We start from the raw sequence: 13,853 nt of genomic DNA, 5'->3' as shown, positions 1-13,853 counted from the left end.
CCTGACGGGAGATTCCTGAGCCACATCTGCCCCGCGAGGCGGACGTCACGCCCGGTAGAGCGCTTCGACCTCGTTCTCGTACGCCTTCTCGATCGCCTTCCGCTTCAGCTTCAGGGACGGGGTCAGCAGCCCGTGCTCCTCGGTGAACGGCTGGGCGAGTATCCGGAAGGTGCGGATCGACTCGGCCTGCGAGACGAGGGTGTTGGCGGCGACCACCGCGCGGCGCACCTCCGTCTCCAGATCCGCGTCGCGCACCAGCTCCGCGGGGGACATCTGCGGCTTGGCCCGCATGGCCAGCCAGTGCGCCACGGCCTCCTGGTCGAGGGTGACCAGGGCGGCGATGTACGGGCGGTCGTTGCCCACGAGGATGCACTGGTTGACCAGCGGGTGGTCCCGGACGCGTTCCTCCAGCACACCGGGCGACACACTCTTGCCGCCGGATGTGACCAGGATCTCCTTCTTGCGGCCGGTGATGGTGAGGAAGCCGTCCTCGTCCAGCGCGCCGAGGTCGCCCGTGGCGAGCCAGCCGTCGTGCAGGGTCGCGTCGGTGGCCTTCTGGTTGTTGAGGTACCCCTGGAAGACGTTCGCGCCGTGCAGCCAGATCTCGCCGTCGTCCGCGATGTGCACGGTCATGCCGGGAATGGGCTGCCCGACCGTGCCGAAGCGGGTGCGCCCGGGCGGGTTGGCGGTCGCGGCGGCGGTGGTCTCCGTCAGGCCGTACCCCTCGTAGATGTGCACGCCCGCCCCGGCGAAGAACAGTCCGAGCCGGCGGTCCATCGCCGAGCCGCCGGACATGGCGTGCTTGATGCGGCCGCCCATCGCGGAGCGGATCTTGGTGTAGACGAGCTTGTCGAACAGCTGGTGCTGCATCCGCAGGCCCGCCGACGGGCCGGGGCCGGTGCCCCAGGCCTTGGCCTCCATCGCGTCCGCGTACCTGATGGCGATGTCGACGGCCTTCTCGAAGGGGCCGGAGCGGCCCTCCTTCTCGGCCTTGCGGCGGGCCGCGTTGAACACCTTCTCGAAGATGTACGGCACGGCCAGGAAGAACGTCGGCTTGAACGCGGCCAGGTCCGGCAGCAGGGCCGCCGCGTTCAGCTGCGGCTGATGGCCGAACTTCACCTTGCCGCGAATGCCGGCGACCTGGACCATGCGCCCGAAGACATGCGCGAGCGGCAGGAACAGCAGGGTCGCCGCCTCGTCGCCGCGCTTGGAGTGGAACACCGGCTCCCAGCGCTCGATGACGGTGTCCGCCTCGTACATGAAGTTGCCGTGGGTGATGACGCAGCCTTTGGGGCGGCCGGTGGTGCCCGAGGTGTAGATGATCGTGGCGACCGAGTCGGGTGTGACGGCCTGCCGGTGGCGGTGCACCACCTCGTCGTCGAGATGCGCGCCCGCGTCGTACAGCTCGTGCACGGTCCCGGAGTCGAGCTGCCACAGGCGGCGCAGCTGGGGCAGCCGGTCGATGACGGTGGCGATCGTCATGGCGTGGTCCTCGTGCTCCACGACCGCGGCCGTCACCTCGGCGTCGTACAGCATCCAGAAGCACTGCTCGGCCGACGACGTCGGGTAGACCGGCACGACCTGGGCACCGATCGTCCACAGCGCGTAGTCGAAGAGGGTCCACTCGTAGCGGGTGCGGGACATGATCGCGACCCGGTCGCCGAACCGGATGCCGCTCGCCAGCAGACCCTTGGCCAGGGCGAGCACCTCGTCGCGGAACTCGGCGGCCGTGACATCCCGCCACTGCCCCTCGTCGTCCTTGCGGCCCAGCGCGATGTGCAGCGGGTCCTCCTGGGCATGCTGGAAGACCACGTCGGCCAGACCGCCCACCGGAGGTGCCAACGCCAACGGAGGGTTGGAAAACTCGCGCAAACCCCGCTCCCCGCTCCTCAGCGCTTCAGTCGAGTGACGCCCCGCACAGCGCCGTGAAAGCTACCCCAAGCGGCCAGGGGGCGGGAGGGGGTACGAAGGCGAGCAGCCCTTTCGTATGCGCTGGTCAGCCAGGGAAAAAGCGCTCACACGGGGAAGGGTCGGACACAATCCTGACGGTTGAGTACGTTTCGGTGCCGTAATCTCCACCGAATCTGTACGAGTCCAGGTGCGGCGCGACGCGTCGTCGAGCGGGGTCTCCTCTGTCAGCGGGACGGTGGCGGATTCTGTCACTCCGTTTCCTTACAGCCCCTTGCGCTCGCTGCGGCGCAGACGGTCCCCACCTGCACCGATCGCCGCCGCCAGGGCGTCCGCCGCGCCCTGGGCGGAGGGCCGGCGCCGGCCGTGGACCAGAACGAAGTCGACCTGCCCCAGCTCCGGCAGCCCCGCCCGGTCCGGGACCCGGACCAGTCCCGGCGGGATGAGGCCCCGGGAGTGGGCCATCACCCCGAGACCGGCCCGGGCCGCCGCGACCAGACCGTTCAGGCTCCCGCTGGTGCACACCACGCGCCAGTCCCGGCCCTGCCGCTCCAGGGCCTCCAGGGCGAGCGCGCGGGTGATGCCCGGCGGCGGGTAGACGATGAGCGGCACCGGGCGGTCCGGGTCGAGCCGGAGCCGCTCGGCGCCGATCCACACCAGCCGGTCGTGCCGGACCAGCTCGCCCCGCGGGTCCTCGGGGCGCCGCTTGGCCAGGACGAGGTCCAGCTTCCCGGCGGCCAGCTGCTCGTGCAGCGTGCCCGACAGCTCGACCGTCAGTTCCAGGTCGACCTCCGGATGCTCGTGCCGGAAGCCCTCCAGGATCTCGGGCAGCCGGGTCAGCACGAAGTCCTCCGAGGCGCCGAAGCGCAGCCGGCCGCGCAGCCGGGTACCCGTGAAGAACGCCGCCGCCTGCTCGTGCACCTCCAGGATCCGGCGCGCGAAGCCGAGCATGGCCTCGCCGTCCTCCGTCAGCTCCACCGAGTGCGTGTCCCGGGTGAACAGCGTGCGCCCGGCGGCGTCCTCCAGCCGCCGCACGTGCTGGCTGACCGTCGACTGCCGCAGCCCGAGCCGCCGCGCGGCCTGCGTGAAGCTCAGCGTCTGCGCCACCGACAGGAAGGTGCGCAGATGGGACGGGTCGTACATGCCCCCCACGTTATCGCGAAGCGCGATGACAGTGAGAGCCGTATACGGGATTCCCGATCGCCGGAGCGGGGAGCAGGATGGACGGGGGCCCGCCGCGGCCCCGGACCGACCGGAGTACCAAGCAAGTGGAGCACCGTGAAACGCCTGCGCTGGCCGAGCTGGATGCCGCTCGACCCCTACATCCTGCTGCTCCTCGGGACGGTGGGCCTCGCCGCGCTGTTCCCGGCACGCGGGTCGGCCGCGGAGGTCGCCTCCGGTGCCTCCACGGCGGCGGTCGCCCTCCTCTTCTTCCTCTACGGCGCCCGGCTGTCCACCCGTGAGGCGCTCGACGGACTGCGCCACTGGCGGCTCCACGTCACCGTCCTGGCCTGCACCTTCCTCCTGTTCCCGCTGCTCGGGCTGGCGGCCCGCGGGCTCGTGCCGGTGATTCTGACGCACCCGCTCTACCAGGGCCTGCTCTTCCTCACGCTCGTCCCGTCGACCGTGCAGTCGTCGATCGCCTTCACCTCGATGGCGCGCGGCAACGTGCCCGCCGCGATCTGCGCGGGCTCCTTCTCCTCCCTCGTCGGCATCGTCGCCACCCCGCTGCTCGCGGCCTCGCTGCTCGGCGGCAACGGCGGCGGATTCTCCGCCGATTCACTGCTGAAGATCGTGCTGCAACTGCTGGTGCCGTTCCTCGCCGGGCAGCTGCTGCGCCGCTGGATCGGTGGTTTCGTCACCGGCCACAAGCGGGTCCTCGGGCTGGTGGACCGCGGCTCGATCCTGCTCGTCGTCTACACCGCGTTCAGTGCGGGCGTGGTCCAGGGCATCTGGCGCCAGGTCAGCCCCGCCCGGCTCGGCGGCCTGGTCGTCGTCGAGGCCGTGATCCTCGCCGTGATGTTGCTGCTGACCTGGTACGGCGGCAAGGCGCTGCGCTTCGCCCGGGCGGACCGGATCGCGATCCAGTTCGCCGGCTCGAAGAAGTCCCTGGCCGCCGGGCTGCCCATGGCGAGCGTCCTGTTCGGCGCGCAGGCGGCGCTCGCCGTACTGCCTCTGATGCTCTTCCACCAGATGCAGCTGATCGTGTGCGCGGTGATCGCCAAGCGGCGCGCCCGGGAAGCGGCGGCGGAGGTCACCGGGCCGCAGTCAGTCGCAACGACACGAACCGTGGTCGGTACAGGGACACGTTCCGGCTGAGCTGCGCTGCGGCGCCCGTCGTCTCCAGCCAGTTGACGTCGTAGCTCAGCACGAGCCGCCCGTCGCCGCTCAGTACCGGATGCGCCTGCGGGTTGTAGGCGGCGACCTGCCCCTGGGGCAGCGGCGGGCTGAACTCCTTCGCCGGACCGTGCCACGGCCCGGCGGGCGAGCAGGCCCAGTAGGACGCGACGGTGGTCAGCCCCTTCGGGCCGGCGGCCATCGTGAACAGCACGAACGTGCCGTCCTCCCGGACCACCGAGAACGCGCTGCCCACGCCCTTGCGCCGCCCGTCGCCGAGCACCGGCCGGGGGTGGGCGCCGGGCACCCACGCCGAACCGCTCCAGTACTGCCAGGCCGACGGATCACCGAGCGCGCCCTCCGGCACGCGGGCCGCATACGCGTGCGAGGCGGGCCGGGAGGCGGCCCGGCCGTCGTCGCCGCCGAACACATAGGTCCAGCCGTCCTCCTCGACCAGCGTCGTCCCGAACAGCACCCGCCGGGACGGGTCGGGGACCAGCTGCTGGCCGAGTACCTCGACGATCGACTCCAGACGCAGGCCGGGCAGCGACAGCGTGGCGACCTCGGTGGCGGTGGGCACGCCGTAGATCCAGGGGGCCTGTCCTGCCGTGCGCACCCACAGCAGCACCCGGACGACCTGTTCCGAGGAGCCGGGGGAGCGGGGTTCGACGCGGGCGGCGACCGGCCAGCGCCACCGGTTCGGTGCCGGGTCGGCGAACAGCGGGGCGGGCAGGGTGGTGCCGAGCCGGCCGTCGCGCATCAGCACCGCCGAGTTGCGCACCAGCGGCGTGCCGGCGTCCCGCCAGGCGTAGGACTCGCCGTACGGGTTGGGCGGGCCGTACACCCGGCCCAGATAGGTGTCCGAGAACAGCCACAGCACCCGGCCGTCCGGCAGCCGCACCGAGTGGGTGCCGTCGCCGCCGGTCCAGTCGTCCGTGCGGCCCGCGTCGTCGCCGTAGCGGGCGAACTCGGCGGTGAGGCCGTCGTCCGCCGTCCAGGAGCCGACGGTGAGCCCCTGACAGGCGTCGTCGCCCGAACCGTGGTCGTCGGGCAGGGCGATGAGCAGTGCGGCGCCGAGAACCAGGACCAGCAGCAGGCCGATCCCGGTTCCCGTGCGCTGTCGTGCTCGTGCTGCTCCTGAGTCGTCGGGCACGTTCCGTGACGTTAGTTGCTGCCGCTCACCTGGTCCATGGGGAGCCACAGCACGGTGCCCCGGGAGGCCGCGCCCGACGCGCCGGAGGCCAACTCCTCGTCGCTCAGGGCCCGGTTCCACACCCGGACGTCGTCGATCGCCCCCGTGAGGAACGCCCGGCTGTCCATGCGCTGGCCGATGTGCACGCCGAACGGGGAGTTGCGGCTGACCGAGCCCGGCACATCCGCGGTGCCGGTCGCCTCGCCGTCGAGGAAGAGCGTCAACCGCCCTGCGCCGCGGCGCAGGGCCAGATGGTGCCAGCGGCCGTCGTTGTGGGCGCCGTCGGTCGACACCGACGCGGACCTGACGGTCGTCGCGCCGGACCGGGTGGTGATCAGCCCCCGGACGCGGTTGCTCGCCGGTTCGCCCCGAAGCCAGATCTGCGGCTGGGTGGTGCCGATGCCGCCCATCCACAGGAAGGGCTGTTCGCCGGTCGTGGCCGTGTAGCGGAAGTGCAGCGAGGCCGTGAAGTCCCCTTCGCCGAGCGGGAGCCGGGAGCGGTAGGGCAGCCGTACGGCGTCGTCGGTGCCGTCGAAGGACAGCGCACCGCCGCGGACACCGGCCGTGCGCCCGGCGCCGCCGAGCACCGCCGCGGGCTTGGCGCCCGCCGCCGCGTCGCGCGTGGTCGGGTCGGCGCCCCGGCGCGGCTTGAGCCAGTCCTCGGTGAAGCGGGCGAAGCGGATCTCGTCGCGCGCGTCGACCGCGCCGCCCTCGTACAGCAGGCCCACCGCCCCGCCGCCCACGGCCGCCATGTCGGAGTAGCCGGACCAGTCCGTGGTGACGACCGTGCCCCGGTCCACGCTCTCCCAGGTGCGCCCGCCGTCGTAGGAGGAGCGGATCATCATCGTGCGGCGGCGGTCGGGGTCGGCCGGAGCGGACAGCAGCATCCGGTCGCCGAGGCGCAGGGTCGCGCCCTGGACCTGCGGTGTGTACAGGTCGGGGAGGTCGCGGAACGGGGTGGCGAAGCTGTCGCCGCCGTCCGTGCTGACGGTCTGGGAGCGGTGGCCCAGGTCGGTGCCGTCCTGCTCCCGTCCGCTGACGAGCAGGGCGCCGTCGGCGCGTTCGGTGAGCGTCACCTCGGACGGCTTCTGCCGGAACACGCCGTCCTGCCCTATGGGCCAGGTGTCCGTGGCGCCGACGCGCCAGGAGTCGCCGCCGTCGTCGCTGACGACGAGCGCCGCGTGGTTGGCGGAGACCCGGCTGCCGTTCCACGTCTCGGTGTTGACGCCGAACACCAGCCGCCCGGCGTGTTTGCCGCGGGTCAGCTGGATGCCGTGCACGGGACCGGTCGCGTACCAGGAGTTCCAGTGCTCGGGCAGGATCTCGTGGCTCAGATCGCGCGGCTCAGACCAGGTGCGGCCGTCGTCGTCGCTGTACTGCAGGTGCGGGGTGCGGTCGCAGGGGACGGTGCAGTTGCCGGCGTCCGTACGGCCGGTGTTGTACGTCTCGGCCAGCAGGATCCGGCCCGTGCCGCGGTCCACGACCGGCGCCGGGTTGCCGTGGGTGTCGCCCGCGCCCTCGGTGACGACCTGGAGCGGCCCCCAGGTGCGGCCGCCGTCGGTGGAACGCTTGACGACGATGTCGATGTCGGCCGCGTCACCGCAGTTGAGGACGCGGCCCTCGGCGAACGCCAGCAGCGTGCCGCTGGTGGTGCGCACGATCGCGGGGATCCGGAAGCAGGCGTAGCCCGGATCCTGGGACGCCTTGAAGAGCACCTGCTGGTGGAACTCCGTCAAGGCGGCCACGGGTTGGCTGTGCACCGGGGCAGTGGGCGCGAGCAGCACCCCGGCGGCGACGGCGGCTGTCAGGGTGGATCTCAGACGTGCGCGAAGACTTGACGGCATGGTGCGACCTGCCCTTCATGCGTCTGTCGGCTGGACCACCGGGGCATGGGAGAAGACATCCGGTCATCCGGACATCCCACGTCCAATGTGTGGGCCACAGACGGTACTTGGGTTCTCAGACCCCCCACAAGAAGCGTGCGTCAGGGGATCAGGACGACCTTGCCCAGGTTGGACCGCCCCTCGATCTCCCCGTGCGCCTTGGCCGCGTCCTCCAGGGCGAACTCCCCGTGCGCGACCGGTCTGAGCTCTCCCGCGGCGAACAACCGCCACAGTTCCTCGCGCCACTGATCGCACAACTCCGGCTTCCCGCGGGCGATACGGGCCATCTGGAACCCGATCACCGTCTTGGCGCCCACGAGCAGGTCGTACGCCTGGATGGTGCCGCCGCCCGAGCTGTACGCCACCAGCCGCCCCTCGGGGACGAGCGCGTGCAGGGCCGGGGTGAGCAGCTCGCCGCCGACCGCGTCCAGGACGTAGTCGACCGGCGTGCCCCAGCCGGTGTCGCCGTAGGTGATGACGTGGTCGGCGCCGAGGCCCCGGACGAAGTCGGCCTTGGCAGGGTCGGAGACGGCTCCCACGACCCGTCCGGCACCGCGCGTCCTGGCCAGTTGCAGGGCCAGGTGGCCGACGCCGCTCGCGGCCGCGGTGACCAGGGCCGCCTCGCCCGGCTCGGGGCGGGCTGCCTCCAGGGCGCCGAGGGCGACCAGTCCGCTGCGGACCAGGGCGACCGCGTCGACGGCGCTCGCGTCCGCCGGGACCGGAGAAGCCATGGCCTCGTGCAGCAGCGCGAAGTCGGCGTAGCCGTGGCCGAAGCAGAGCCCGGTCACCCGGTCGCCGGTGCCGAAGTCCGAGACGCCCTCGCCGACGGCCACGACCTCGCCGGCGATCTCCCCGCCGAGCGGGACGGGTTCGTCCGCCTCGGTGACCTTGCGGACGACCGGGAGTGTCACGCCGATCGCCTCCGCGCGCACGAGGAGCTCTCCGGGGCCGGGCCGGGGGAGCGGTGCCTCCTCCACGAACAGGGGGCCGCCTCGGGATTCGTAGCGGACGCGGCGCATCGCACCTCCGGGGTCGTTGGTGATCCCCATAAATTCATGGGGAGGCCCAACGGTATAGGAGGATCATGGGAAGAACCAACGATTTTGTGGTTAGGCTGCGCCCATGTCGGAAGCCCCCCTCCCCGCGATCCGCTCCCTGCCCAGCTGGCTGCTCGGCCGCGCAGCCGCCCGCGGCCGGGCCCTGGTGGCCGAGGCGCTGGCCGGGGAGGACATGCGGATGTGGCACCACGTGGTGCTGTCAGCCGTCCGCGACCTCGCACCCGTCGCCCAGGCCGACCTCGGCCGCGGGGTCCGGCTGGACCCCAAGGACCTGGTCGGCGTGCTCAACGACCTCCAGTCGGCCGGTCTGGTGGTCCGCGAGCCCGACCCGAAGGACCGCCGCAAGAACGCGGTGTCCCTCACGGAGCGGGGAGCACGGCTGCTGAAGCGGTGCGAGAAGGCGGCCCGCGCCGCCAACGACGAACTGCTCGCCCCGCTGTCCGCGGCCGAGCGGGAGCAGTTCATGGCGATGCTGCTCCGGATATCCGCCACGGCCGACTAGGCGGGACGCCCCGGGGCAGGCCGAGACGGCCGACCAGGCGGGACGCCCCGGGCGGGCCGAGACGGGGCCCCTGCGGCCCCGAGACGACCGACCCCAGGCGGGACGGGCCCCGGGCGGGCCGAGACGGGGCCCCTGCGGCGCAGGGGGCGCTCCCCGCCGGTCGGGGCCCCGCCGCCGTGTCGCGCGGGAAGGACCTGCTCAGCCCTGGGCGGCCGCGGCCCGCACAGCGATCCGGTCCTCACCCGCGTACACGTTCATGGAGCTGCCCCGCAGGAAGCCCACCAGTGTCAGACCCGCCTCGGCGGCCAGGTCCACCGCCAGCGAGGACGGCGCCGACACCGCAGCCAGCACGGGGATGCCCGCCAGCACGGCCTTCTGCGCCAGCTCGAAGGAGGCCCGGCCCGAGACGAGCAGGACCGTCCGGGACAGCGGCAGCTCCCCGTTCTGCAGGGCGCGGCCGACCAGCTTGTCGACCGCGTTGTGCCGGCCCACGTCCTCCCGGACGTCCAGCAGTTCGCCCTCTTCCGAGAACAGGGCCGCCGCGTGCAGGCCCCCGGTCCGGTCGAAGACCCGCTGGGCCGTGCGCAGCCGGTCGGGGAGGCTCGCGAGCAGCTCGGGGGAGATCCGGACCGGGGGAGTGTCGGCAATGGGCCACCGGGCCGTGGTGCGCACCGCGTCCAGCGACGCCTTGCCGCACAGCCCGCAGGAGGACGTGGTGTAGACGTTGCGCTCCAGCGTGATGTCGGGGATGACCACGCCCGGGGCCGTCTTCACATCGACCACGTTGTACGTGTTCGCACCGTCGGCCGTCGCCCCGGCGCAGTAGACGATGTTCTGCAGATCCTGCCGCCCCGCCAGCACCCCCTCGCTCACCAGGAATCCCGCCGCCAGCGCGAAGTCGTCGCCCGGGGTGCGCATGGTGATCGCCAGGGGCTTGCCGTTGAGCCGGATCTCCATCGGCTCCTCGGCGACGAGCGTGTCCGGGCGGCTGGAGACCACCCCGTCCCGGATGCGGATCACCTTGCGTCGTTCCGTGACTCGTCCCATGTCCTGATCAGTCCCGGTTCTGTACGTGCTGGTAGCCGAAGCGGCCCTTGATGCAGAGGTTGCCGTGGGTCACCGGATTGTCGTGCGGCGAGGTGACCTTCACGATCTCATTGTCCTGCACGTGCAGCGTCAGGTTGCAGCCCACTCCGCAGTACGCGCACACCGTGGTCGTCTCCGTCTGCCGCGCCTCGTCCCAGGTACCCGCCGCGCGCATGTCGAACTCGGACTTGAAGGAGAGCGCGCCCGTGGGGCACACCTCGATGCAGTTCCCGCAGTACACGCACGCCGAGTCGGTCAGCGGCGCGTCGTGCTCCACGGCGATCCGGGCGTCGAAACCGCGCCCGGCCACCGAGATCGCGAACGAGTTCTGCCACTGGTCGCCACAGGTGTCGACACACTTGTAGCAGAGGATGCACTTGTCGTAATCCCTGACATACAGGTCGTTGTCGACCTTCGGCTCCTCGTTGAGGCGGGCAGCGTCCGGGCCGAAGCGGCCCGGCTTCGCCTCGTACTCCTTGAGCCACCCGGCGATCTTCGGCGTCGTCGACAGGTCGACCGACGACGCGAGCAGCTCCAGGACGACCTTGCGGCTGTGCCGGGCGCGCTCGGTGTCCGTGCGGACCTCCATGCCCGGCTCGGCCTTGCGGGAGCAGGCCGGGACCAGCGTCCTGGCCCCCTCGACCTCGACGACGCAGACGCGGCAGGCGTTCTTGGGGCGCAGGGTGTCGCCCTCGCACAGGGTCGGGATGTCCTTCCCGGCCGCCCGGCAGGCGTCCAGGATGGTCGAGCCCTCGGGAACCCGGGCCTCCTCGCCGTCGATGGTGAACTCCAGCATGCGGCGCGGGATCCCCAGCGGTGTGACGGTCATTCGTATGCCCCCAGACGGTCGATGGCGGATTCCACGGCGTTCCACGCGGTCTGCCCCAGACCGCAGATCGAGGCGTCCCGCATGGCGCGGCCGACCTCCCGCAGCAGCGCGATGTCCCCGGCGGTGTCGGCGCCCGTGCGCTCCACGATCCGGTGCAGTGCCTCCTCCTGCCGCACCGTCCCGACCCGGCAGGGCACGCACTGCCCGCACGACTCGTCGCGGAAGAACTCCGCGATGCGCAGCAGCAGCCGGGGCAGGGGCACGCTGTCGTCGAAGGCCATGACGACCCCCGAGCCCAGCGTCGTGCCCGCCTCCCGCGTCCCTTCGAAGGTGAGCGGAACATCCAGCTCGTCGGCCCGCACAAAACCGCCGGCCGCCCCGCCGAGCAGCACCGCCCGCAGCCCCGCGCGCACCCCGGCCAGCGTGAGCACCTCGCCCAGCGTCGCGCCGAACGGCACCTCGTAGACGCCGGGCCGCTCCACGCTCCCGGACACGCAGAACAGCTTCGGGCCGGTGGAGCGCGGCGTGCCGATCGCCGCGTACGCCGGGGCGCCCATGGTCAGGATCGGCAGGACGTTGACCAGCGTCTCGACGTTGTTCTCGGCCGTCGGCTTGCCGAACAGGCCCTTCTCCACCGGGAACGGCGGCTTGGAGCGGGGCTCGCCCCGGTAGCCCTCGATGGAGTTGAACAGGGCCGTCTCCTCACCGCAGATGTAGGCGCCCGCGCCGCGCCGGATCTCGATGTCGAAGGAGTAGCCCTGCCCGAGGACGTCGTCGCCGAGCAGTCCGCGCGCACGGGTCTGCGTGATCGCGTGCTCCAGCAGACGCAGGGCGCGCGGGTACTCGCCGCGCAGATACAGGTAGCCCCGGTGGGCGCCGGTCGCATACCCCGCGATCGTCATCGCCTCGACGAGCGCGTACGGGTCGCCTTCCATGAGGACGCGGTCCTTGAAGGTGCCCGGCTCCGACTCGTCGGCGTTGCAGACGAGGTAGTGGGGACGGTCGGGCTGGGACGCCGTGGCCTGCCACTTGCGGCCGGTGGGGAAGGCGGCGCCGCCGCGCCCGACCAGGCCCGAGTCGGTGACCTCGCGGATGACCCCGGCGGGACCCAGCTCGAAGGCCCGGCGAAGAGCGGTGTAGCCGCCGTGGGCGCGGTAGTCGTTTAGGGACGACGGGTCGACCACGCCGACGCGGTGCAGCAGCATCAGCCCGTCCTGCCCCGCCTGGGGCACCGCCAGCGCCGCCGGCGGCTCCTCGGGCGCGGAGGCGGAGCCGGGCGAGGACGCGGCGAGCACGGCCTCCTCGACGGTCGCCGGCGCCGAGACGGCCGTACGGACGGATCGCCGCGGCCGGTACGCCCGTCACCTTCTCGGCGAGGGACAGCGTCCACGGCTCGACCAGGGCCTTGTACTCCTCGAAGCCGGTGGTGGCCCGCTCGATGAACGCCTCGTTCGCGAGCCCCGCGTGGACGATCTCGCGGCCGATCGCGTGCGCCATCGGGATGTCCGTGCCGACGTTGAGCCCCATCCAGCCCTCCGCCCACTCGGCGGTCGACGTCCGGCGCGGATCGACCGCGTACATCCGGGCGCCGTTCCGGATCCCCTTCAGCACGTGCTGGAAGAAGATCGGGTGCGCGAACCGGGCGTTGGAGCCCCACATCACGATGACGTCGGTGTGCTCGATCTCCTCGTACGACGACGTCCCGCCGCCCGAGCCGAACGCCGCCGACAGGCCCGCCACGCTCGGGGCGTGGCAGGTGCGGTTGCAGGAGTCGACGTTGTTGGTGCCCATGACGACCCGGGCGAACTTCTGCGCCACGTAGTTCATCTCGTTGGTGGCGCGGGCGCAGCTGAACATGCCGAAGGCGTCGCGGTTGCGCCCGAGGCCCGCGGCGGCCCGGTCCAGGGCCTCCTCCCAGGTGGCCTGCCGGAACGGCTCGTCGCGGGAGTCACGGAGGAGCGGGTGGGTGAGCCGGGTGTAGGTCGTGGGGGTCCGGTCGCGTTTCCTCATGCGGCGCTCCTCAGCGCGAGCAGGTCCGAGATGGCGTGCACGGTGCGGCAGGGTGGGCACCTCCACGCCGGTGATCTCCGCCAGTTCGACGACCGCCGCGAGCAGCACGTCGAGTTCGAGCGGCTTGCCGCGCTCCAGATCCTGGAGCGTGGAGGTGCGGTGGTCGCCGACCCGCTCGGCACCGGCGAGCCGGCGTTCGATGGAGACGCCGACCTCGCAGCCGAGGGCCTCGGCGACCGCCAGCGTCTCGGTCATCATGATCTCGATGACCTTGCGGGTGCCGCCGTGCAGGCACATCTGCCGCATGGTCGCGCGGGCCAGGGCGCTGATCGGGTTGAAGGAGATGTTGCCGAGCAGCTTGACCCAGATGTCGCTGCGCAGGTCCGGTTCGACGGGACACTTCAGCCCGCCCGCCCGCATGGCCTCGCTGAACGCGAGACAGCGCGCGGAGCGGCTGCGGTCCGGTTCGCCGATGGAGAATCTCGTGCCCTCCAAGTGGCGTACGACGCCCGGCCCTTCGAGTTCGGTCGCCGCGTAGACGACACAGCCGACGGCCCGTTCGGGCGCGAGCACCGCACTGACCGCGCCGTCCGGGTCGACACTCTCGACACGATGGCCGTCGTACGGCCCGCCGTGCCGGTGGAAGTACCACCAGGGGATGCCGTTCTGGGCCGCGACGACCGACGTCGTCTCGTGCAGCAAGGGCGCGATCAGCGGCCCGCACGCCGCGTACGCGTTGGCCTTCAGGCCCAGGAAGACATGGTCGACCGGGCCGACTTCGGCCGGGTCGTCGGTGGCGTGGGGGTGCGCGGTGAAGTCGCCGCGTGGGCTGCGTACCCGGACTCCGTGCTGCCTCATGGCCGCCAGATGCGGTCCACGGGCGATGAGATGCACCTCGGCGCCCGCGCGGTGGAGCGCGGCGCCGACGTAGGCGCCGATGGCACCGGCGCCGAGAACTGCGACTTTCACGGGAACACTCCGTTCGGTTTGAGGGATACCGCGGAGGTGGCTGCCGTCCGGCCGCCCACGGTCCGTGTATGGCTCGCGG

9 protein-coding genes and 3 pseudogenes are annotated in these 13,853 nt (G+C 72.1%); 2 read left to right on the top strand and 10 right to left on the bottom strand.

The window, feature by feature from the left end:
• Positions 1-45: 45 nt before the first annotated feature.
• Together HDC93_RS02265 and HDC93_RS02260 are read right to left on the bottom strand one after the other, a co-directional pair.
• Positions 46-1,872 carry a long-chain fatty acid--CoA ligase gene (locus tag HDC93_RS02265; protein WP_185006595.1) on the bottom strand — a complete coding sequence of 609 codons (1,827 nt, stop codon included), beginning with the start codon at positions 1,870-1,872 and terminating at the stop codon, positions 46-48.
• A gap of 300 nt (positions 1,873-2,172) precedes the next feature.
• Positions 2,173-3,051 carry a LysR substrate-binding domain-containing protein gene (locus HDC93_RS02260; RefSeq protein WP_185006593.1) on the bottom strand — a complete coding sequence of 293 codons (879 nt, stop codon included), beginning with the start codon at positions 3,049-3,051 and terminating at the stop codon, positions 2,173-2,175.
• Between the two features lie 162 nt (positions 3,052-3,213).
• Here HDC93_RS02260 and HDC93_RS02255 point away from each other — a divergent pair, with 162 nt between their 5' ends.
• Positions 3,214-4,227 carry a bile acid:sodium symporter family protein gene (locus HDC93_RS02255; RefSeq protein ID WP_185006951.1) on the top strand — a complete coding sequence of 338 codons (1,014 nt, stop codon included), beginning with the start codon at positions 3,214-3,216 and terminating at the stop codon, positions 4,225-4,227.
• On the opposite strand, the gene HDC93_RS02250 is transcribed toward HDC93_RS02255, so the two are convergent.
• The 3 genes from HDC93_RS02250 to HDC93_RS02240 all read right to left on the bottom strand — a co-directional run bounded on the left by HDC93_RS02250 (position 4,163) and on the right by HDC93_RS02240 (position 8,339).
• Complete coding sequence (locus tag HDC93_RS02250) at positions 4,163-5,398, bottom strand: DUF4185 domain-containing protein (protein ID WP_185006591.1); 1,236 nt, start codon at positions 5,396-5,398, stop codon at positions 4,163-4,165. The genes HDC93_RS02255 and HDC93_RS02250 overlap by 65 nt on opposite strands.
• Positions 5,399-5,409: 11 nt before the next feature.
• Positions 5,410-7,281, bottom strand: coding sequence for a sialidase family protein (locus tag HDC93_RS02245; RefSeq protein WP_185006588.1), 1,872 nt, complete (start codon positions 7,279-7,281; stop codon positions 5,410-5,412).
• 140 nt (positions 7,282-7,421) lie between these two features.
• Complete coding sequence (locus HDC93_RS02240; RefSeq protein WP_185006949.1) at positions 7,422-8,339, bottom strand: zinc-binding dehydrogenase; 918 nt, start codon at positions 8,337-8,339, stop codon at positions 7,422-7,424.
• A gap of 103 nt (positions 8,340-8,442) precedes the next feature.
• Here HDC93_RS02240 and HDC93_RS02235 point away from each other — a divergent pair, with 103 nt between their 5' ends.
• Complete coding sequence (locus HDC93_RS02235) at positions 8,443-8,880, top strand: MarR family winged helix-turn-helix transcriptional regulator (protein ID WP_185006586.1); 438 nt, start codon at positions 8,443-8,445, stop codon at positions 8,878-8,880.
• Positions 8,881-9,078: 198 nt separating this feature from the next.
• Here HDC93_RS02235 and fdhD read toward each other — a convergent pair whose 3' ends face one another.
• The 5 genes and pseudogenes from fdhD to HDC93_RS02210 all read right to left on the bottom strand — a co-directional run bounded on the left by fdhD (position 9,079) and on the right by HDC93_RS02210 (position 13,774).
• Positions 9,079-9,927, bottom strand: a complete 849-nt coding sequence (fdhD, locus tag HDC93_RS02230) for a formate dehydrogenase accessory sulfurtransferase FdhD (protein ID WP_185006585.1) — start codon at positions 9,925-9,927, stop codon at positions 9,079-9,081.
• Between the two features lie 7 nt (positions 9,928-9,934).
• Complete coding sequence (locus HDC93_RS02225) at positions 9,935-10,795, bottom strand: 2Fe-2S iron-sulfur cluster-binding protein (RefSeq protein WP_185006583.1); 861 nt, start codon at positions 10,793-10,795, stop codon at positions 9,935-9,937.
• Positions 10,792-12,132 (bottom strand): annotated as a pseudogene (locus HDC93_RS02220) (NADH-quinone oxidoreductase subunit F); the annotation flags it as partial. The pseudogene HDC93_RS02220 and the gene HDC93_RS02225, both read right to left, overlap by 4 nt.
• Positions 12,131-12,805, bottom strand: a pseudogene (locus HDC93_RS02215) (molybdopterin oxidoreductase family protein); the annotation flags it as partial. The pseudogenes HDC93_RS02215 and HDC93_RS02220, both read right to left, overlap by 2 nt.
• Positions 12,802-13,774 (bottom strand): annotated as a pseudogene (locus HDC93_RS02210) (2-dehydropantoate 2-reductase). The pseudogenes HDC93_RS02215 and HDC93_RS02210, both read right to left, overlap by 4 nt.
• Positions 13,775-13,853 lie beyond the last annotated feature (79 nt).

The sequence above is a fragment of the Streptomyces sp. AK010 genome, from assembly GCF_014207295.1.
In the GTDB taxonomy this organism is placed as follows: Bacteria; Actinomycetota; Actinomycetes; order Streptomycetales; family Streptomycetaceae; genus Streptomyces; species Streptomyces massasporeus.
The sequence above is the reverse complement of the archived record's forward strand: the minus strand, read 5'-3'. Positions and strand labels throughout refer to the sequence as shown.

What these genes read in the sequence shown, in the direction of transcription:
- HDC93_RS02260 (WP_185006593.1), bottom strand. Translation starts at nt 3,051, where the DNA reads ATGTACGACCCGTCCCATCTGCGCACCTTCCTGTCGGTGGCGCAGACG.
- HDC93_RS02255 (WP_185006951.1), top strand. Translation starts at nt 3,214, where the DNA reads ATGCCGCTCGACCCCTACATCCTGCTGCTCCTCGGGACGGTGGGCCTC.
- HDC93_RS02245 (WP_185006588.1), bottom strand. Translation starts at nt 7,281, where the DNA reads ATGCCGTCAAGTCTTCGCGCACGTCTGAGATCCACCCTGACAGCCGCC.
- HDC93_RS02240 (WP_185006949.1), bottom strand. Translation starts at nt 8,339, where the DNA reads ATGCGCCGCGTCCGCTACGAATCCCGAGGCGGCCCCCTGTTCGTGGAG.
- HDC93_RS02235 (WP_185006586.1), top strand. Translation starts at nt 8,443, where the DNA reads ATGTCGGAAGCCCCCCTCCCCGCGATCCGCTCCCTGCCCAGCTGGCTG.
- fdhD (WP_185006585.1), bottom strand. Translation starts at nt 9,927, where the DNA reads ATGGGACGAGTCACGGAACGACGCAAGGTGATCCGCATCCGGGACGGG.
- HDC93_RS02225 (WP_185006583.1), bottom strand. Translation starts at nt 10,795, where the DNA reads ATGACCGTCACACCGCTGGGGATCCCGCGCCGCATGCTGGAGTTCACC.